Annotated in this window: 21 protein-coding genes; 6 read left to right on the forward strand and 15 right to left on the reverse strand. The window is 40.4% G+C overall.

Annotated features, from left to right (window positions below; translation table 11 throughout):
• Positions 1-41 precede the first annotated feature (41 nt).
• The 3 genes from V7Q04_RS08935 to V7Q04_RS08945 are packed head-to-tail and all read left to right on the forward strand — an operon-like array spanning position 42 to position 2,586.
• The gene (locus tag V7Q04_RS08935) at positions 42-713 is read left to right on the forward strand and encodes a response regulator transcription factor (RefSeq protein WP_333804651.1); all 672 of its coding nucleotides are present in this window, start codon (positions 42-44) and stop codon (positions 711-713) included.
• Positions 707-2,107 carry an ATP-binding protein gene (locus V7Q04_RS08940; RefSeq protein WP_333804652.1) on the forward strand — a complete coding sequence of 467 codons (1,401 nt, stop codon included), beginning with the start codon at positions 707-709 and terminating at the stop codon, positions 2,105-2,107. The genes V7Q04_RS08935 and V7Q04_RS08940 overlap by 7 nt, the downstream gene beginning before the upstream one ends.
• 59 nt (positions 2,108-2,166) lie before the next feature.
• Positions 2,167-2,586: an acyl-CoA thioesterase gene (locus V7Q04_RS08945; protein ID WP_333804653.1), complete on the forward strand. Its 420-nt coding sequence runs from the start codon at positions 2,167-2,169 to the stop codon at positions 2,584-2,586.
• Positions 2,587-2,591: 5 nt separating this feature from the next.
• On the opposite strand, the gene V7Q04_RS08950 is transcribed toward V7Q04_RS08945, so the two are convergent.
• Genes V7Q04_RS08950 through V7Q04_RS08980 form a run of 7 tightly spaced genes read right to left on the reverse strand, consistent with a single transcriptional unit; the run spans position 2,592 to position 6,550 of the window.
• Positions 2,592-3,155, reverse strand: a complete 564-nt coding sequence (locus tag V7Q04_RS08950) for a GDYXXLXY domain-containing protein (protein ID WP_333804654.1) — start codon at positions 3,153-3,155, stop codon at positions 2,592-2,594.
• Positions 3,152-4,501 carry a DUF2157 domain-containing protein gene (locus V7Q04_RS08955; protein WP_333804655.1) on the reverse strand — a complete coding sequence of 450 codons (1,350 nt, stop codon included), beginning with the start codon at positions 4,499-4,501 and terminating at the stop codon, positions 3,152-3,154. The genes V7Q04_RS08950 and V7Q04_RS08955 overlap by 4 nt, the downstream gene beginning before the upstream one ends.
• Positions 4,502-4,522: 21 nt before the next feature.
• On the reverse strand, positions 4,523-4,852 hold the full coding sequence (locus V7Q04_RS08960; RefSeq protein ID WP_333804656.1) for a DHCW motif cupin fold protein: 330 nt from the start codon (positions 4,850-4,852) through the stop codon (positions 4,523-4,525).
• Positions 4,853-4,864: 12 nt separating this feature from the next.
• Positions 4,865-5,494, reverse strand: coding sequence for a hypothetical protein (locus tag V7Q04_RS08965; protein WP_333804657.1), 630 nt, complete (start codon positions 5,492-5,494; stop codon positions 4,865-4,867).
• The gene (locus V7Q04_RS08970) at positions 5,466-5,765 is read right to left on the reverse strand and encodes a nucleotidyltransferase family protein (RefSeq protein WP_333804714.1); all 300 of its coding nucleotides are present in this window, start codon (positions 5,763-5,765) and stop codon (positions 5,466-5,468) included. The genes V7Q04_RS08965 and V7Q04_RS08970 overlap by 29 nt, the downstream gene beginning before the upstream one ends.
• Entirely contained in the window at positions 5,765-6,160 is a 396-nt protein-coding gene (locus V7Q04_RS08975; protein ID WP_333804658.1) for a nucleotidyltransferase substrate binding protein, read from the reverse strand. The genes V7Q04_RS08970 and V7Q04_RS08975 overlap by 1 nt, the downstream gene beginning before the upstream one ends.
• 42 nt (positions 6,161-6,202) lie before the next feature.
• The gene (locus V7Q04_RS08980) at positions 6,203-6,550 is read right to left on the reverse strand and encodes a winged helix-turn-helix transcriptional regulator (RefSeq protein ID WP_333804659.1); all 348 of its coding nucleotides are present in this window, start codon (positions 6,548-6,550) and stop codon (positions 6,203-6,205) included.
• A gap of 125 nt (positions 6,551-6,675) precedes the next feature.
• On the opposite strand from V7Q04_RS08980, the gene V7Q04_RS08985 reads away from it, so the two are divergent.
• Positions 6,676-7,239 (forward strand): NAD(P)H-dependent oxidoreductase, encoded by a 564-nt coding sequence (locus tag V7Q04_RS08985; protein WP_333804660.1) that lies wholly within the window; start codon positions 6,676-6,678, stop codon positions 7,237-7,239.
• Between the two features lie 20 nt (positions 7,240-7,259).
• Here the strand turns inward: V7Q04_RS08985 and V7Q04_RS08990 are convergent, their stop codons facing one another.
• From V7Q04_RS08990 to V7Q04_RS09000, 3 genes are all read right to left on the reverse strand, one after another.
• The gene (locus tag V7Q04_RS08990) at positions 7,260-8,978 is read right to left on the reverse strand and encodes an ATP-binding protein (RefSeq protein ID WP_333804661.1); all 1,719 of its coding nucleotides are present in this window, start codon (positions 8,976-8,978) and stop codon (positions 7,260-7,262) included.
• A gap of 63 nt (positions 8,979-9,041) precedes the next feature.
• Entirely contained in the window at positions 9,042-9,704 is a 663-nt protein-coding gene (queC, locus tag V7Q04_RS08995) for a 7-cyano-7-deazaguanine synthase QueC (protein WP_333804662.1), read from the reverse strand.
• 269 nt (positions 9,705-9,973) lie between these two features.
• On the reverse strand, positions 9,974-10,552 hold the full coding sequence (locus V7Q04_RS09000; RefSeq protein WP_333804663.1) for a 7-carboxy-7-deazaguanine synthase QueE: 579 nt from the start codon (positions 10,550-10,552) through the stop codon (positions 9,974-9,976).
• A gap of 121 nt (positions 10,553-10,673) precedes the next feature.
• Here V7Q04_RS09000 and V7Q04_RS09005 point away from each other — a divergent pair, with 121 nt between their 5' ends.
• Positions 10,674-11,216, forward strand: coding sequence for a 6-carboxytetrahydropterin synthase (locus V7Q04_RS09005; RefSeq protein WP_333804664.1), 543 nt, complete (start codon positions 10,674-10,676; stop codon positions 11,214-11,216).
• A 15-nt stretch (positions 11,217-11,231) separates the two neighbouring features.
• Here the strand turns inward: V7Q04_RS09005 and dut are convergent, their stop codons facing one another.
• Genes dut through V7Q04_RS09025 form a run of 4 tightly spaced genes read right to left on the reverse strand, consistent with a single transcriptional unit; the run spans position 11,232 to position 14,880 of the window.
• Positions 11,232-11,930 (reverse strand): dUTPase, encoded by a 699-nt coding sequence (gene dut, locus V7Q04_RS09010; RefSeq protein ID WP_333804665.1) that lies wholly within the window; start codon positions 11,928-11,930, stop codon positions 11,232-11,234.
• Positions 11,931-11,945: 15 nt separating this feature from the next.
• Positions 11,946-12,728 carry a patatin-like phospholipase family protein gene (locus tag V7Q04_RS09015; protein ID WP_333804666.1) on the reverse strand — a complete coding sequence of 261 codons (783 nt, stop codon included), beginning with the start codon at positions 12,726-12,728 and terminating at the stop codon, positions 11,946-11,948.
• Positions 12,713-13,486 carry a UDP-2,3-diacylglucosamine diphosphatase gene (locus tag V7Q04_RS09020; RefSeq protein WP_333804667.1) on the reverse strand — a complete coding sequence of 258 codons (774 nt, stop codon included), beginning with the start codon at positions 13,484-13,486 and terminating at the stop codon, positions 12,713-12,715. Before V7Q04_RS09020 ends, V7Q04_RS09015 begins: the two co-directional genes overlap by 16 nt.
• On the reverse strand, positions 13,483-14,880 hold the full coding sequence (locus V7Q04_RS09025; RefSeq protein ID WP_333804668.1) for a PhoH family protein: 1,398 nt from the start codon (positions 14,878-14,880) through the stop codon (positions 13,483-13,485). The genes V7Q04_RS09020 and V7Q04_RS09025 overlap by 4 nt, the downstream gene beginning before the upstream one ends.
• A 175-nt stretch (positions 14,881-15,055) precedes the next feature.
• On the opposite strand from V7Q04_RS09025, the gene V7Q04_RS09030 reads away from it, so the two are divergent.
• A complete protein-coding gene (locus V7Q04_RS09030) occupies positions 15,056-16,564 on the forward strand; it encodes an MFS transporter (RefSeq protein ID WP_333804669.1) in 1,509 nt (502 codons plus the stop codon).
• Here the strand turns inward: V7Q04_RS09030 and V7Q04_RS09035 are convergent, their stop codons facing one another.
• Positions 16,565-17,977 (reverse strand): efflux transporter outer membrane subunit, encoded by a 1,413-nt coding sequence (locus tag V7Q04_RS09035; protein WP_333804670.1) that lies wholly within the window; start codon positions 17,975-17,977, stop codon positions 16,565-16,567.
• Between the last annotated feature and the right edge of the window lies 1 nt (position 17,978).

The following is a 17,978-nucleotide window of genomic DNA, read 5'->3' on the forward strand; positions in this document are numbered from 1 at the left end:
CTACCATTAAAGTGGTAGTTTGTGTAAAAATGAGAGGCTAAATGAAGCAGACTATTTTAATTATTGAAGATGAAGAAGATTTACTCGAACTGTTAGAGTATCACTTGCAAAAAGAGGGATACGAGACATTAGGGTTTTTAAATACCAAAAATGTCGAAAAATGTTTACAAGAAGAGCCTATTGACCTTCTTATCGTTGATCGCAATTTGCCAGGCATTGAAGGAAGCGAATTTGTTGAGTCTTTGCGTAAAAAAGGCTTCTCTCAAGCTGTCATTTTTGTAACAGCTAAAGACAGCGATGCCCACATTGAAGAGGGTTTTTTAAGAGGTTGCGACGATTATGTGACAAAACCTTACAACATGAAAGAGCTTTTGCTCCGCATCAAAGCCATCCTTTCACGCACATCGCCTGCAAGCAAAAGCACACTTTCATACCGTGACCTTCTTCTCGATCTTGAAGCACACCGCTTATCTGTCAATGATAAAGAGGTCGAACTTACCAAATTAGAGTTTGATTTACTTCGCACCATGATCGAAAATAAAAATGCCGTTTTAAGCCGCGAATTCTTATTGGAAAATGTCTGGAAAAATGAAGACTTCTTTCAAGATAAAACAGTCAATGTTGCCATCAATCGCCTCAAACAAAAGATAGACCCGCATAAAGACAAAGAGTACATTAAGTCCATTTGGGGAGTAGGATATAGCTTATGCTAATGCTTCACCAACACTTCACACGAGCGCTGCTGACACTGTTTTTATCCACCCTAATCCTCTCAGGGCTTGTCAGTTACTTTACGATTAAGAGTGACAATATCGAGCGCTATGAACATGAACTCGAATCACATATCAAAATTATCAAATACCAACTACCAAATATTCAAAACCTCGAAGAGTTTGCAAGAGTAGTTAAAGAAAATACCAATATGCGTTTTACACTTATCACCCAAGAAGGTAATGTTTTGGTTGATAGCGATAAAGAGCATGAAAAAATGGATAACCACGCGCACCGCGAAGAAATTATCAAAGCGCAGAAAAATGAATTTGGACACTCTATACGCTACTCTGATTCGATCAAAAGTAACTTTTTGTACGTTGCGCACCACTTTAAACAAGGCGATGAGACACTCTTTATCCGTTTAGCGTCTAATATTGACACCGTTATGCACAGCTTTTATGAACTCTGGATCAAATTAACCATTGTCTTTTTACTCAGCATTATGGTTGGGCTTTATGGTGCCTATATTCTCAGTCAAAAAATTCGTCGTGAAATCGATAAAATCGTTGAAAACCTCCAACAAATTGCCGATAAAGACTATAAAATAAGCCTTTCATCTCACTTTAGTTTAGAGTTTTTAGAGATCGCAAACTACCTTAAAAAGCTAGCGGCAAAACTGGAAAAGAGAGCCAAACAAAAACGAAAATACACCGCTAAAATCAAGCTGATCAGCCAACAAAGAAGCGATGTCATCTCCGCCATTAGCCATGAATTTAAAAACCCTATTGCTTCCATTATGGGGTATGCTCAAACACTTTTAGATGACCCTAATGCAAATGCACAAATCAAAGAGCGCTTTTTAGGTAAAATCGTCCAAAATGGTCAAAAAATTTCCAACATGATCGATCGTTTAGCGCTTACGACTAAGTTTGAAAATGGTGATTTTACAACCCAAAACAGTACCTTTGATATCGCTAAACTCTCCCAAGAATTAGCCCAAAGCTTTCGTGAAAAACACCCTAATCGTACCATCATATGCGAGCTTCCAACAACATTGAGTGTTACAGCGGATCGAACAATGATGGAAATCGTCATCTCTAACCTCATCGACAATGCCCTCAAATACTCAGAAGATGCCATCACCATTGTGTTGGAAAATGAGTCGTTGCATGTTAAAGACAGTGGTGTGGGAATCAAAACCGAAGAAATCGAAAAAGTAACGCAAAAATTCTACCGCTCAAACTCACATTCTTGGGACAATTCAATGGGCTTGGGACTTGCGCTTGTGAACTACATTCTTAGGTTGCATAACACCAACCTAGACATACAAAGTAGCTTAGGCGTTGGATCTGATTTTTCGTTTAAATTACCTGCAAACAATACTGTATTATGATACGCCCATCAAAAGAGGCAAAAAAGCTTTAGCCTCTTTTTTCACTACAAAGGTTATATATGTACAATATGGGTGAACCTCGCATCAAAATCGTTGCAATGCCAAAAGACACAAACCCCTCTGGCAACATCTTTGGTGGGTGGATTATGTCGCAAATGGATATAGCAGGAAGCCTTGCTGTGCGCGATCTCAATGTCGGACGTGTTGTAACGGTCGCCGTACAATCCATGGAGTTTCGTGAAGCAGTTAAGGTGGGTGATGTTTTGAGTTGTTACGCCAAAATCATCAAAGTCGGCAAAACCTCGATTACAGTACAAATCGAAGTTAATGCCGAGCGGTCTGTTGAAGGAACGCATCGCTGTTTACATGTCACCAGTGCTGTAATAACTTATGTGAACGTCTCGCCTGAGGGCAAAAAAACGCCTATTCCTTATACTGAAAATGAGTTACTTACGCTTGGTATTGAACTCAAACCGTAATGCTTTTAATGGGAGAGCACGAACTGACTCAAAGGTGTCTCTCCCACCATTAACTCCTCGATAACACCCTTGCCATTTAAAACCCTTAACTTCGCATTCACGCTCACGCCACTACGAGCCCTGAGCACTTTTTCTGCTTTAGGAGCAATCTCTTCGCGCATGTAAAAACGATCAAACGGTAAAGAGATGTTGGCACTGATGTGATTGTCTTTTTCGTGATTGATGTAATTGATCGCTACTTCTATAAAATTGCCAGAGGAAGGCTTGTTTAACTGCACTTCTTTGACGATATCCCTAGAGTCTTTGTGCTCTAAAATTGCGTAGCCTTTGGAGGCTTCATTGTCCACATTATCCCCTACCAATGGCACTTTGCTTGCATTTTCAAAACGAAGCGAAACATAGCGCCCACGAAAAGCATCGTACGGATCAAGTGGCACAACTTTGAAGTAAAACACTTCTCCCTCTTTTAAAATGCGCTCATAACTCGTTATCTGAAATAAAATGACACCCAGTTGCACCAAACACAAAAGCCCAAAAAAAATCCATGAAAAAAGCTTGATAGTTTTCATGCTTTTGCCCTCAACTTTCGTCTTACCAGAGCATTAATCACTAAAAATAAAACACCCGTTACAATAAAAGCAACACCCTTTGCCACCAAGTCAAAATTTGCATCTATAAAATGAATCCAGACCGTTAAAGCAATCAAAATCATACCTTGATTGATCAGTCCTATTTTCGACTCTTTTGCACCGCTTACAATCATCACAATTGCCCCTAAAATCAACGAAGCATTGATAAAGAGCATGGCAATATACCAAGACGTTTCCGAGCCGTTTTGCAACGCATTGTAGACAAAGAAGATAAGGGGAGTAAGTATGACAAGCACCTCAGCAGGGACTCTCTTTTCTTTTCGTATCACAAGCGCCAACAGGATGACATAGAGCACAACGAAGCTTATCATCAGCCACCCCATATGAATCGGTTCATGGAGATAATCATTGGTGTTATCTATCCAATCCCACAGTCTAAATGAGGTATGCAAAAGTATCAAAAGCAATGCCCCAAATTTCCCGATACGATCAAAAGGTCGCTGCCACGTTTTTTCACCGTGCGACAGGAAAAGGATTCCTGCCATGTAGTACATCGCAAAGAAAAGTGATACGTAATTAAGCGTACTTCGCACATGAAACGTCGAATGAAGTTGCATCGCGATTTCAACGCTAAAGATAAGGAACAATGACAGCGCAAGCCCCCAGCTTAGAAGTAACGTAGAATTTCTCTTTTTAGCCGTTTTAAGTTGCCATACATAGTAGCCAAGCCAAAAGAGTGCCATTCCAAGAAGTAGCCATGTACTGATGAAAGAGCGTGAATTCATATCCATCACGGAAGCAAAGTCATTGCGATTGCTGATCCAGACTATCGTCCATAAAATGATTTGTAAAAATGCCGCACTTGAGGAAGGAAGTAACCATGCGATGCCAAATGAGAGCAAAAGCCACGCACTTAGAAAATCATAAAGAGTACCACCTAAATGATAGGTCTGTCCGATGATCGCCAAAGAGGCTCCCATCATCAAAAACCAAAGAATCCCGCTCCCTTCTAAAAGCGACGTGTCGTTTGGCTTGTAACGCTTCACCCAAAAACTAAACGCTTGCGCACCCACTAAAAGCACTATGGACAAAAGTGTACGCTCAAGATGCCCCAATTCGTCCCAGTTGTATGCCAAAATGGAGATAATGCCAAGCCCCACAAGCGCAAATCCCAGCAGGCTAAAGGCCATGCCCGAAGAGCGATGAGAAGCATTGTCGCCTTCATAACGACCCAAAAGTACTTTTGCATTTTCTTCTGTAATAATGCCCTCACGCACCCAAGAAGGAAGCTCTCCCTCTAACCATGTGTAATTTTCTCTGCCCATAAATACCTTTATATGTAAAGATTAATCAACGATAAAAAGCTTTGCACCCATTGACGTATACGAACGGTGTGCCATTGTATCATCTGCCACTTCATAACTCATGCCCGCTTTTAGCAAATGCACTTCGCCATTTTCAAGCTCGATGTAAAGCTCGCCCTCTAAGCACAAAAGAATGTGTCCTTTTTGACACCAGTGATCAGCCTTATACCCTGCGGTATACTCGACCATGCGCACGCGAATGGCCCCACACTGTTTGGTTCGCCAAAATGCACTTCCACTCTCACCTTTGTGTTCAACACGCTCTATATTCGCCCAATCAGTTGTGCCAAAAGGGATGTTGGTCATTTGCATTGTTATATCCTTTTAAGATGGATCAATAACTTTCCATTTTTCTTGCCATGCTAAATAATTAAAATTCTCATTATAAAAAGACAATGTGCCTACTATTTCATCTATAAGTATTTCCATGTCAGTAATAACATCAGCCCCAACCATAACATAAACTATAGTTCCACTTTGAAATTTACCATTTGGCATATGCTTTGCCCAATGAAAACTGAATCGTTTTTTTATATAGTCATTAATATATTCTTCTGAAGTTTTACCTTCAAAATTATGTGATGTATAAAATTCTGACAGCTTGAGCCATTCAACTTTTAAAAATTCTATGACATCATAATTACCTTCTCTCATTAAAGAGGTAACTCCTGTATCCCATTTTTTATGAGCATTTTTGTAAGCTAACGCCCTTTCTTCAGGTAAACTCTCGATAAATTTTAAATTACTAATATCAAATACATCTCTTTTAGCTTCTTGCATCTTGGGAACATTGTCGACATTCAAAATATTAATAATTTGCTTTTTATTTTCATTTTGTCGTTTTAAATAATAACTAAAAGCCTTTTCTATTAGATAGCCTATGCCTGTAATTACCCCTAAAATAGTCGCAATTATTCCTAGGATTTCAAGCATATATCTTTTCTCCACCCTCATCTATCGCCTTTTTCAACGCATCATCGCTGATTTTATCGTAGACAATCACATCAAAAAAATACGGCAGATTGATCTCTTCTTCAAGAGTATATTTGAGTTTTGAAAGGGCATCAAGGTCGATGTTTTTGCCTTTGATGGCAAGGTCAACATCGGAAGCTTTTTGGTGAGTTCCAAGAGCGCGAGAGCCAAAGAGTATAACCTCTTCGATGGCATCAAATTGGGTGAAGACTTCGCGCAATTTTGCAAGCTCTTTTTCGCTAAGTCCCACCATCACTTCATCGCCAATACATCTTTAAGTTTTTCCATCATTGGGTAGTAGGTATGGACGATGAGCTTTTCAAGTTCATCTAAGATAGATTCATCATAAGTGTGTGCGCTTAGGTTGCGTTTTTCGAGGGCTTCTAGCCACAAAGCACCATCCTCAATAAGTCCATACTGATAGGCTTGTTTGATCGTCTCTCGTGGACTTTTGACCTCATAGCCCTCAGCCACAAGGTAGTCTTTCATTACTTTCCATGCCAGCTCAAACCCAACTTCAAAAAATTGAATAAGTCCTGCTTTTTCTATCTCATTCAGGTTCTCTTTTTCCACGGTCATTTTAAGATGCCTAAGAGACTTTTGGTAATTCGTAAAACGTTGCCTAAAGCGCATTAATGTATCGCTCATCACTTCACCTTTTTCAATCAATAGAATTTTTACATGTAAAGCTTATTTACAAACTCTGGTACACCCATACTTTGCAGAATAAACCTCTCCGAAAGCATGCATAGAAGCAAGTACTTTTTCAAGCTCTCTACCCATAGGACTGAGTGCATACTCCACGCGAGGAGGCACTTCCGCAAATACGGTACGCTCGATGATATGGTCAGCCTCTAACTCTTTGAGTTTTTGCGTCACTGTTTTTTGTGTCACTTGAGAAAAAGCTTCACAAATGTCTTTAAACCGTTTTTGACCACTAAGCAATATATAGACAATAAATATTTTGCTTTTGTCATTAATAATGTCCAATGTTAATGCTACAGGGCATTGCAACTCTTTTACGTCTGTTGTTATCATCGTTATCACCTCTTATTTTGTATTATACCACAATAATCATTTTTGTTCTTTACTTACTTTTTTTATTGTAATAAACTTTAAGGTGGACATTGGTATATTTCTCTAAATATTTTAAGGAGAAAATTATGAAAAAAACATTAATTATCTTAGCACACCCCAATATGACAGAGTCAAAAGTCAACAAAGCACTCATTGAAAGCATCAAAGACGAACCAAACATCACGGTACATGATCTTTACGCTACATATAAAACTGTTGAAGCCATTGACGTTTCAAAAGAACAAGCACTCTTAGTCCAATTTGATCGCATCATCTTTCAATTTCCACTTTACTGGTATAGCGCGCCTGCTATCTTAAAAGAGTGGCAAGATAAAGTGCTTGGCTATGGTTTTGCATACGGTCCAGAGGGCAGTAAGCTTGCAGGAAAAGAGAGTAAAATCATCGTAAGTACAGGATCTCCTGAGTACGCATACCAATCAGGTGCCTACAACAACTTTACACTCAGTGAATACCTCAGACCACTTCAATCAACTATTCTTTTTACAGGTATGGAATTTAAAGGGATTTTTGCAGCTTATGGTGCGATGAAACTCACAGCTGAAGCACTTGATAAAGATACCAACACTTACCAAAAAATTCTTAAAACAGATGACTGGAGCACGTCTCTTTTCAAGTTTCTAGCAGAGTAACGTAAAGGGGATTTTCCCCTTTACGTTACTTTTTCCTTGGGTAAAACCAGCGTTACAACCAATCCCCCGTTTTCATTCACAGCACTAATGGAGCCTTGCATACTCTGCTCAACGATCTGTCTAGCCACATAAAGCCCTGTTCCATTTCCACCCATTGGATCTTTGGTTGTAAAAAATGGATCAAAGATGGCAGGTAATTGAGCATCCTCAATCCCGCCACCATTATCGGAAACTTCAAGAATGATATAGTGTTCTTGGGCATAGCCTTTAAGGGTAATCGAGCCATTTTGAATTTCTCTTTGAATGATCGCATCCTTGGCGTTATTGATAAGAACTAAAAGCACATGTGAAAGCTCTTTTTTAAAGCCATATATCACGATTTCATTCGGACAATCAACATGAAAAACAATGTTCTTATTGGCAATGCCACCATCGGTAATTTTGATACTCTCTTCAATGGATTTAAAAAGAGGAAAAACGACTTTCTCGGTATCGGGTTTGAAAAAATCTTTAAAATCATCAATAGTTGCAGACATGTTTTGGATAAGCTCACGCACTTTGCGAATCTCATCTTCGAGCAGCTGAGGTGTCAATTTGTCCGTTTTACTGTCCAAGTAAATTTTACTCACAACCACACTGATGGTATTAAGCGGTTGTCGCCACTGATGGGCTATGTTGCCGAGCATCTCACCAAGGGCAGCTAATTTGGCTTGCTGAAAAAGCATACGATCTTTGAGCCTGCTATTTTCAACCTCTTCATGTACTTTTGCTTCCAAGTTTTTATTGAGGTATTCTAGTTCTACTTTGGTATCAAACGATTCACATAAAGCAACTGCAATCGCTCCATACTCATTCTCTTTAAGAAGGTATTTTCGTAGAGGCTCTTTACTTTTATGTTCTAAAGCATTGGTAATATCACGTAATGGGAAAGAGATAAATTTGGCAATCAAAAGCGATAAAACAAGCATAAGAAGAGCAATATTGAGAAAAGAAACTTGGATGTCTTTTGCACCATAACCATCTAAAACTTCACTCATGCGGTTACGCAGATGCAAATACAGCGTACCGACTTTTTCACTTTGAATCCCTAATAAAGGAATTTCGCTCGCAATGGAGTAGTCATTTTGGCTTTTCTTAAATGGGCTCAAATGCGCCTCTGCAATACCAAAATCACTTAATTCATCTAAAAATGCTTTATCCCAATGTTTTGCGATGATTACAAACCCTTTGGCTAAAGCGTTTTGGCTTACATTTTCATCGATTCGGTGAATGGGGGCTACAAAAAACTCAACAACATCTTCGGGTGCTTTGGCAAAAAAGTGGAGAAGTTCACCATTGGTATTGTCCAGTAATTGTAAAGGAATCAGTGTAGAAATATTTTCTAAAAAAGGTTTATCCACTTCACTAAAAAGAACATTTTGAGCACTATCCAAGATATAAAAACCATCAATCCCGAACTGCACCGTGCTACCCTCAAGATTGCCTTTTGTCCATATTGGATCTTTTTGTTCTGTAAAATTTGCAAGATCATTCCACGCGGCATAGTCCATTGCTTGCTTTTTGAACGGATCGGACTTTAATGCCATGAGTTTTTTAAAACCTTGCATCATCTCTTGCCCATGTTGCTCCGCCATCACATTGACTTCTTCACGTTCATCAGACCAGTTGATAAGCTCAAAGCCAATAGAAACTAAAAATGCCAGCATCGTGAAAATTAAAAAAGAGGACTTAACACTCATTGCAGTTCTCCTTAATTATTATGCAAACATAGCATAACAATCTTTACATGTAAAAATTTAAACCTATTTTTCGAAAGTTTCCCAGCCCTGTTTTCGCAAGATACAAGCAGGGCATTCGCCACAACCGTATCCCCATGAATGTTTATGCGTATGGTCACCATTATAGCACGTATGTGACTCGTTAATTACAAGGTCAAGAACGCCCTCTTCCTTTGATAGTGCAAACGTTTCCGCCTTTGTTAAATGCATGAGCGGATAGTGAAACGTGATGTTTGCTTCACTGCCAAGATTAAGGGCTAGCTCTAACGCTTTCACAAACGGCTCTCTACAATCAGGATACCCCGAATAGTCCGTCTGATTGACCCCAATGATAATATGTTCAATCCCTTGCTTTTGAGCAAAAGCGTGTGCCAGCGTAAAAAAGATGGCGTTACGATTGGGAACAAACGAAGCGGGGAGATTGGTATGGGTTCTGTGGTGCGCAGCAATGTCTTGCGTTCCATCGATCAATGCAGAGTCATTGAGCTGTGAAAAAGCATCTAAGCTTAACAATGTATTCTTGACATCTAACACTTCCGCAATTTTCCCCGCTTGCGCGATCTCCACACGATGTTTTTGACCATAATCAAACGTAATGCTCTCAACATAATCAAAACGGTTCTTAGCCCACCCAAGGCATGTGGTACTGTCCTGTCCACCACTAAAAACAACCAATGCGCGACTCAAAGTGCCTCCTTTGCCCCTATAATATTTTTTGATGAAAGACTTTTGCTTTAGATTCTAGGCAAATTTATGAAAACTTGCTTATTGCAAGTTGAGTAAATTTAACGACGAAGATGATGCAAAAGCCTTTCACCCGTAGGGCATTTAAAAAAGGGTATATCTACTTCGTTAGATTTTCTTGATTTACAATAAGTAAACCTGTAAAAATCTGCCTTGTATCTACACCCTTTTTTAAATGTCAAAAGGTATTATAGGGGCAAAGAGACACTTTATTACTCGACTCCTAAAAACTTATGCAACTGCACACTTAAGATAAATTGAGGATGTGCTTTGACAAAAGCAATACAATAGTTTAAATTTTCTTGATTGGGACGATCCATCTCATTTTGAGGCTGAATAAAAATAGGCTTGTAGCTTTTAAAATCGAGAATCTTCTCAACAGGAGATGTTTTGCCTACAACAAACTTGATCTCGTCATACCCATTTTTTTCGATCTTATCCCAATCTTTGGGGCTATAGGTCACCCAGTTTGCATTGACAATATTGGAAAAGTTATAGCCATTGGTCTCAACGGCAACCGAGTACATATGGGCTTGCAGGTATTCGATAAAACTGTTTAAATTATAGATGGTAGGCTCGCCACCGGTAATGATAACATGCATAGAAGGATACTGCTTGATGCGCTCTAAAACATCACTGGAACTAAGGCTCTCATACTCACCTTTGTGCAGTAATTCATCACAAAAACCACAACTAAGGTTGCATCCGTGCAGACGAATAAAAATAGAAGGAACACCGACCTGCGTGCCCTCTCCTTGAATGGAATAAAATATTTCGACGACTTTTAACATAACACTCTTTCTTTAATTTTATACTTATATCATAATATATTTTCACTAAAAGGCACGTCAAGAATTTTCTTTATATCTCTTTTTAGGTATCATTTAAGGATTAAACACTGAAGGTAGAGTAATGATTTGGCAAATAAGTAAAGAGTTTGATTTTTGTTATGGGCACCGTGTTTGGTCACAAGAGCTGGATGCTGAGTTCTCGCTGAGTGGTTGTTTAGCATGTCGCCACTTGCACGGACATCAAGGTAAAATCATCGTTTTTCTACAAAGCAGTGAGCTTAAAAATGGCATGGTGACAGACTTTCATCATCTCAACTGGTTTAAACTCTTTTTGGACAATACCTTAGATCATAAATTTATCATCGATATTCACGATCCACTCTTTGAAACGTTGCTTCCACATTTTGCCGACAAACAAAATCTTCTAACCCACGAGAGTGGCTACAAAACACCTGATCTTACGAAAATTGAGAAAGGACCAGGCCATTTGATGGAGATGTATGAGGGTTATATCATCGTTGATTTTGTGCCAACGAGTGAGAATATTTCGACATGGTTATTGGGTATTATTCAAAAGAAAATGAGTCGTTTGGGAGTGGAAGTCTCACACGTGGAGTTTTTAGAAACCCCGAAAAGCAGAAGTATCGTTTACGCTAAACCGTAGGGAAATCCCTACCGTTTACGCCTTTGGATAGGCTTTCTCAAGTTTTTTATAAAGAGCATCAATGGTTGGTGCAGACTCTCCTTGTAAGAAAGTAAGCATCACTTCATTGTCTTCTTTGCCATTCCACACTTTAATGTAATGACCCTCTTTATAGCCATGATCTTGTCTAAATTGGTTCAGAACATTTTTAGCCACATAAAATTTGTAGAGGATTTTAAGGTTAATACCACATTTGCGCGATAAGTTAAAATACTCGCGTAACAGACCATCAAACATATCCATCTCAAAGCCTGTCGTGTCGTGAATAATGCTTTCAATGTCGTTAATAAGTTCCATCATAGCTGCTGACCCGATAGAGAGTGGCTCTTTGGTAAAGGCTTCAAATCCTTGAACATCTAAAACATCCGAAATTAATTTATCGAGATCGCCTTTGTTATTGGTTTTATAATCTTCAAGTAACAAACTCATAATAAAATGCCAAATATCAACGATTTCAACGGTAACATTGTCCCAATCGGTTGGCTTGTTAATATTTTTCCAATGTTTCCAACTAAAACTATCAATGAGTTCCGCACACTCCATATAAATACATCGCTTCCAATTAATCATGCGGTTATGTTGGGTATAACCATTTTCCCAGCCAATACCATTGGTTTCGTCGTTCAATTTTTGCTGTAACGCAAACATTTGCGTTAAATATTCTTTACTTGTCATTCTATTCCTTCGATCTTAAAAGGGTTTCATTATACTTTTTTGTGACATAAAAGTCAAAATGGATTCACTGCCTTTGCGGTATCCTAGCTCAAAACATGCTTCTAATTGACCAAAAGTAAACAATCCAAAATCATTCAAAGCAGGATCACTAATACACAAATCACTCTGTTCTATTTGATGTTTGGAAGAGGCAAGAATGGAGAGATAAATCGCCCGCTCAAAACTGGAAAAAAGTGTCCCTTTTGATTTGACATGTAAAGGGAAAAGATTGACACTCACGATGGGATTACCAAGCTCTAACAGTGGTTCGACAGGTAGATTATCCATAAAACCACCATCAATGAGCATGTATTTTTCATAGGCAATAGGGCGAAAAATAGGAATCAGCGCAGCACTTGCAACGGCAAGCTTGACCGTTTCCCCTTCGCTAAAACGCACAATCTCACCACTGGGCAAATCTACACACGTCACAAAAGTGGGAATGAGCATCTGCTCCAATCTCTTTATGGGTGCAATCTCTTTTAAGATTGCCGCTTTTTCATTGATGCGAAAAAAGCCTTTTCGAAAATAGTTAAAATGAAACACTTTACGAAACGCCTTGCTTTGAAAAATACGAATCATATCAAAAGCACTCACGCCAGAGCCCACACCTGCTGCAATAACAGCACCAATACTCGTACCCGAAACAGCGGCTATCTCCACATTGTTTCGCTCAAGTGCCGCAATGACGCCTAAATGAAACGCACCCCTAGCGGCTCCGCCTGAGAGTGCTAAAGAAATTTTCAATGTCCCAGCCATCGTATGATCCTAAATTCACCCTCTAAGGTTTCTACAATTGCGGTGCATGACTCGACCCAATCGCCACAGTTAAGATACTTTATACCCTCAATGTCGCGTATCTCAGCCTTATGGATATGCCCACAAATCACACCATCATAGTCGTTTCGTTTGGCATGCTCACTGAGGATATGTTCAAAATCGGTGATGAAAGATATGGAGCTTTTAACATTGTCTTTCACATACTTAGAGAGCGACCAATGACTGTGATAACGCATTTTTTTGCGAAACCAGCCAATGACTTGGTTGACATTGAGCAATAGGTCATACCCAATGTCGCCCAAGATGGCGAGCCATCGCTTCGTCATCGTAATACTGTCAAAAAAGTCTCCGTGTGTAATGAAAAAGCGCTCGTTCTTCAAACTCATATACTCCACTTCATCAACCACTTTGATGTGATCGCCCAACCCTAAAGGCAAGAAAGAGCGTAAAAAGTCATCGTGATTGCCGGTGATGTAGTAGACATTCGTGCCTTTACGTGCTTTTCTGAGCACTTTTTGAATCACATCCGTATGCGACTGTGCCCATTTTATCTTGCGTTTGATCGCCCAACCATCGATGACATCACCGACTAAGTAGAGGTTTTCCGAGTGCGTGTATTTTAAAAATTCTAAAAGCTCCTCCGCTTGGGAAAAACGTGTTCCCAAGTGGAGGTCGGAGATAAAGATAGATCGAAAAACTATCGGGTCTTCATCGCCGCTAAATTGGTATTTCGTCATTTGTGTTTATCGCCATCCCCAAAGATATCATCGGCAAAGTGTGAGAACTTACCCCGTACCGATTTGTCTAACTCAATCGCAAAGAGCGAAATGTGCGTCTGTGGCTTTTTGGTCTGTTTTAAGAGTGATGTCAAACCGTTGTTAAAGCGGTTTAGGTACATGTTATCGATCTGTCTGTTTGAACCAATGACGATAGCTTTACAGTTGTTATCCAGACGCGACAAGATGAGCTGCGTGGTGTTGTTTGAGCTGTTTTGCCACTCATCTAAGATCACGATGGCATTTGAAAGTGTACGACCACGTGCTTCACCTGGCCAGAGCTTTTCGATGTTATACTTTGTGATGAGCTCTTGCACTTTTTTCTCGATTGCCACTTGCGGTTCTTGGGTGTTATCTCGTTTTTTGATGCGCTTTTTGGCGATAAACTCTAAGGTATCGTAAAGCGCCATATTGTAAATTCTAAACTTCTCATCATTGCCTGAGAGATAGCCGACATCAGCACCTTTATCAACGCTTTCGATGGAGTTTCGCACATAAACAATTTTCTCGTAACTGCCTTTACTCACCAACCTCATCGCCGCAATAAACGCCATCAAGGTTTTACCACTACCCGCACGCGCGTCGATGACGTGAATGTCGTACATATTGGAGAGCAGTGCTTTCATAAAATACTTTTGTTTGAGATTGATCGGCTTCACTTCTAAGCCCCTAAAATCAAGCTCTTCATTGAGCATATGGATAATGCCCCCTGGGGAGATAATCGCATGTTCTGAGTTACCATCTGGGCTTATAAACTCATAGCAGTAGTTTCCGCTTTTATAATCTGGGTCATACTCCATAATCAGCTTTTTATCGAGCGTATTAAACAGCGCTGATTCGATGGGAAGCTGTTTGACAAACTCAAACTCAGGCACATCGCTCCTGTCTTCACGCAAAGACTCTACGGTGACATTGTAGAAAAGCCCAAACATACGGGCATAAACGTCCAAGGAGAGAAAAATAACTTTGTAATCAGGATAGTACGTCTGCGCACCCGAAGCCACTTCGAGAATGCGTTTGTCGTTGGATTCGTTGATGAATTGCGAGTCTATGTCTGAGTTGTACACTGTTTTAGAGAAGAGATGAATCGCAATATCGTCTTCGTACTGCATTTTTACCACACGAAATGGCTCTTGGATGTCCACTTCGATGACTTTGCACGTTGCCAACATTCTGGCAAAACTTCTGGCTTGATAGCCAAGTTCCGTGAAGTTCTTTTTAAAGTCTTCCAGCTCTATGAGCACCGTTTCTGGGATCACAATGATGTTGTTTCCGCCATCACACAACTCTTTGATAAAATTGGTATTGTGCAAGATAATGTTGGTATCGAGCACATAAACTTTGTTGACTGACATCTGACTCCCTTTCATGCGAGAATTCTATGCAAACATTATATCAACTTGGTAACAAAAGGGGTGTTGTTTTATTGAGCAAAATTTTTACATATAAAGATCCGTGACTAAGCTGATCTTTGGTACTATTCTATTTTGTAATAGTCATTACACTTTTAGAATTTAGGAATATATTCACATGCCTTATACGTACGAAAAAAGATGGACAGGACTTGGCGCACTTTGCCTTGCTATGTCTATCATCACTCTGGACAACACGGTCCTTGATGTCGCCCTCCCCTCCATTTCAACCGATTTAAAAGCAAGCATGAGTGAACTGCAATGGATTGTCGATATTTATATTTTATTTTTTGCTTCTATTTTAATTACCATTGGCGCATTGGGTGATCACTACGGACGAAAACTGTTTCTCAAAATTGGCATTGTACTTTTTACACTCGCTTCTTTAGGGGCAGGCTTTTCAACCTCGACCACCGAACTCATCTTTTATCGAAGTCTAAGTGGCTTTGGTGCTGCTTTCATTATGCCCTCCACACTCTCCATCATTACCCACATGTTTACGGATACCGATGAGCGCATGAAAGCCATTGGTCTTTGGTCAATGATCTTTGGACTTAGCCAAGGATTAGGGCCTCTCATAGGTGGATTCATCATTGAACACGCGTCATGGAACTGGGTCTTTTTTATCAACCTGCCTATTGGTTTTGTTGCCTTCCTTTATGCCTCATGGGTACTTCCCGAATCCCATAATAAAAGTGCGAAAGCAGACCTTATCGGGATGGTATTTTGTGTGTTGTTTTTATTTGCGCTCACGTATGGCATTATAGAAGCGGGTGTTCAAAGCTGGAACACTCCTGAAGTAATGTTAAGCCTCATTATAGGGCTTATATTCTGCGGTGTCTTTGTCTTTTGGGAGAAGCGTTGCACCTATGCGATGATTCCTTTTGAACTTTTTGAAAAACGTACCTTTACCATTCCCTCCTTTGCCATCGCTTTGATCGTTTTTGGAATGGTAGGCTCTATGTTTTTCTTCTCACAACTTTTTCAAACTGTTGAGGGGTACAGTGCCTTAGAAGCTGGGTTGCTCTTAACACCAATGACACTGGGCGTAGCGCTGGGATCTAAGCTAGCACCAGATGTGGTGAAACACTATGGATCACCTCTGAGCATTGGAGGGGGTATGATTATCTCGGCACTGGGTATGGCTATTTTTGTTGGCACTATCGATGTTCATATGCCACTTTGGGCAATTCTCATTGGCTTTTTGATTCAAGGCTTAGGAATGGGTTTATCGATGCCACCATCCACCGATTCTATCATGGGGTCTATTCCCAAAGCACAAGCAGGTGTGGGAAGTGCGCTCAATGATACAACTATCGAGTTATCTGCGGCAATGAGTATTGCTATTTTAGGCAGTTATGTTAACAGAACCTATTTATCGCATATCAACGAGATGGACGTAGAAAACTCGCTTTTACGCTCCCTTAAAACATCCATCCAATCAGCGCATAATGCCATTGCTTCGCTCAACGATACGCTGCTTCAAACAAAGCTTTTAGAGCTTGTCAATAAGGCCTTTATTGAAGGTGTTTACCACACCATGATTTTAGGATGCCTTATCTCTGTGTTGAGTGGTGTGATAGCTATCTGGCTCTTACCCAAAACGAATAAGAGCGCAGATACGTGATTATTCGCTTTTTTGTGCTAAGCCACCGCCTAAAACACGGTACAACGTCACACGATTGTTGAGCTCTTCAAGACGCACACTGATGCGTGTTTTCTCTGAACTGTACCATGCACGTTGCGCAAGCAGTGCATTCAAAAAGGTGTCGATTCCTTTTTGATAGCGCGCATCGTAAAGCGTATAACTCTGCTTGTTCGCTTCCACTAACGCCTCTTGCGCTGTGTATTGCTCAGAAATAGTCGCACGGCGCGCAAGAGCAGAAGCTACTTCGCTAAAAGCGGTCTGAATGGTAGCTTCATACGTTGCCACATACACATCACGCTTGGCTTTTGCATAGTCTAAATTAGCATCACGCTCACCCGCATCAAAGAGTGGCAAAGAGATGTTGGGTACAAACGACCAAATGGTAGAAGTTCCTCCACTGAAAAGCCCTGAGAGTGTACTTGAGCCTACGCCTCCTTTTGTCGTGAGCGTGATTGAAGGGAAGTAAGCCGCTCTCGCCACACCGATGTTAGCATTGGCGGCTTTGAGGTTATGTTCGGCTTCCAACACATCAGGACGGCTGAGCAAAATTTCGGAAGAGAGTCCTACAGGAACATCGGCTAACCACCTGTGTGACGCATCTTCTAGCCCTTCTGGTAAAAGAGATTCATCGACATGTGCACCCACAAGTTGCTCTAAAGCTGCAAGGTCTTGCGCAACTTTGGTTGTATAACTTGCAACATCCGCTTTAGCTTGTTGGAAAATACTTTGGGCACTGTAAAGTGAAACTTTAGAGTCAATGCCAAGATCAAGCCTCTTTTGAACAAGTTCCAATGAACGCTTTGCACTCTGTTCCGTCTGTTTAGAAAAACTCAAAAGGCTCTGATCTGAAGCATAGGCGAGCCATGCACTGACCGTTTCAGCGATAAGGGTAATGCGTACCGAACGCTCCGCTTCCTCTACACCTTTATACGTTTCAAACTCAGATTCACTCAAACTGCGTGTTTTTCCGAAAAAATCGAGTTCATAACTGCTAAGCCCAACAGTGGCAGAAGAGCTTTGTGAAATTGCCGTACTGTTTGCACCTGTCACAGAACGTGCCTTAGAACCTGTTGCGCCTGCTTCAATAGTTGGCAATTCACTGCTTTGCGTCACACGGTATGTCGCACGTGCTGCTTCAATATTGGCAACAGCTTTTCGCAGATCCCTGCTTTGATCCAGAGATTGTTCTACTACTTTTGAGAGTCTCTCATCGCGAATAAACTCTCTCCATGAAAGCGCTAAAACGCTCTGGTTGTTCTCACGAACTCCTTGCGCTAGAGTAGAAGGAATAGGGGCAAGTGGTCTTTCATACTCAGGAGCAAGCGTAACGCAACCGCTTAGTAAAAAAGATACTACGGCTATACTGAGAGTGCTTTTATAAACTATACGCATC

Source organism: Sulfurospirillum sp. (genome assembly GCF_036802865.1).
In the GTDB taxonomy this organism is placed as follows: Bacteria; Campylobacterota; Campylobacteria; order Campylobacterales; family Sulfurospirillaceae; genus Sulfurospirillum.

What these genes read in the sequence shown, in the direction of transcription:
- V7Q04_RS09005 (WP_333804664.1), top strand. Translation starts at nt 10,674, where the DNA reads ATGATTTGGCAAATAAGTAAAGAGTTTGATTTTTGTTATGGGCACCGT.
- V7Q04_RS08960 (WP_333804656.1), bottom strand. Translation starts at nt 4,852, where the DNA reads ATGCAAATGACCAACATCCCTTTTGGCACAACTGATTGGGCGAATATA.
- V7Q04_RS08990 (WP_333804661.1), bottom strand. Translation starts at nt 8,978, where the DNA reads ATGAGTGTTAAGTCCTCTTTTTTAATTTTCACGATGCTGGCATTTTTA.
- V7Q04_RS09030 (WP_333804669.1), top strand. Translation starts at nt 15,056, where the DNA reads ATGCCTTATACGTACGAAAAAAGATGGACAGGACTTGGCGCACTTTGC.
- V7Q04_RS09020 (WP_333804667.1), bottom strand. Translation starts at nt 13,486, where the DNA reads ATGACGAAATACCAATTTAGCGGCGATGAAGACCCGATAGTTTTTCGA.
- V7Q04_RS08945 (WP_333804653.1), top strand. Translation starts at nt 2,167, where the DNA reads ATGTACAATATGGGTGAACCTCGCATCAAAATCGTTGCAATGCCAAAA.
- V7Q04_RS08965 (WP_333804657.1), bottom strand. Translation starts at nt 5,494, where the DNA reads ATGAGGGTGGAGAAAAGATATATGCTTGAAATCCTAGGAATAATTGCG.
- V7Q04_RS08955 (WP_333804655.1), bottom strand. Translation starts at nt 4,501, where the DNA reads ATGGGCAGAGAAAATTACACATGGTTAGAGGGAGAGCTTCCTTCTTGG.
- V7Q04_RS08985 (WP_333804660.1), top strand. Translation starts at nt 6,676, where the DNA reads ATGAAAAAAACATTAATTATCTTAGCACACCCCAATATGACAGAGTCA.
- V7Q04_RS08940 (WP_333804652.1), top strand. Translation starts at nt 707, where the DNA reads ATGCTAATGCTTCACCAACACTTCACACGAGCGCTGCTGACACTGTTT.
- dut (WP_333804665.1), bottom strand. Translation starts at nt 11,930, where the DNA reads ATGACAAGTAAAGAATATTTAACGCAAATGTTTGCGTTACAGCAAAAA.
- V7Q04_RS08980 (WP_333804659.1), bottom strand. Translation starts at nt 6,550, where the DNA reads ATGATAACAACAGACGTAAAAGAGTTGCAATGCCCTGTAGCATTAACA.
- V7Q04_RS09015 (WP_333804666.1), bottom strand. Translation starts at nt 12,728, where the DNA reads ATGGCTGGGACATTGAAAATTTCTTTAGCACTCTCAGGCGGAGCCGCT.
- V7Q04_RS08935 (WP_333804651.1), top strand. Translation starts at nt 42, where the DNA reads ATGAAGCAGACTATTTTAATTATTGAAGATGAAGAAGATTTACTCGAA.
- V7Q04_RS08950 (WP_333804654.1), bottom strand. Translation starts at nt 3,155, where the DNA reads ATGAAAACTATCAAGCTTTTTTCATGGATTTTTTTTGGGCTTTTGTGT.
- V7Q04_RS08975 (WP_333804658.1), bottom strand. Translation starts at nt 6,160, where the DNA reads ATGAGCGATACATTAATGCGCTTTAGGCAACGTTTTACGAATTACCAA.
- V7Q04_RS09025 (WP_333804668.1), bottom strand. Translation starts at nt 14,880, where the DNA reads ATGTCAGTCAACAAAGTTTATGTGCTCGATACCAACATTATCTTGCAC.
- V7Q04_RS09035 (WP_333804670.1), bottom strand. Translation starts at nt 17,977, where the DNA reads ATGCGTATAGTTTATAAAAGCACTCTCAGTATAGCCGTAGTATCTTTT.
- V7Q04_RS08970 (WP_333804714.1), bottom strand. Translation starts at nt 5,765, where the DNA reads ATGGTGGGACTTAGCGAAAAAGAGCTTGCAAAATTGCGCGAAGTCTTC.
- V7Q04_RS09000 (WP_333804663.1), bottom strand. Translation starts at nt 10,552, where the DNA reads ATGTTAAAAGTCGTCGAAATATTTTATTCCATTCAAGGAGAGGGCACG.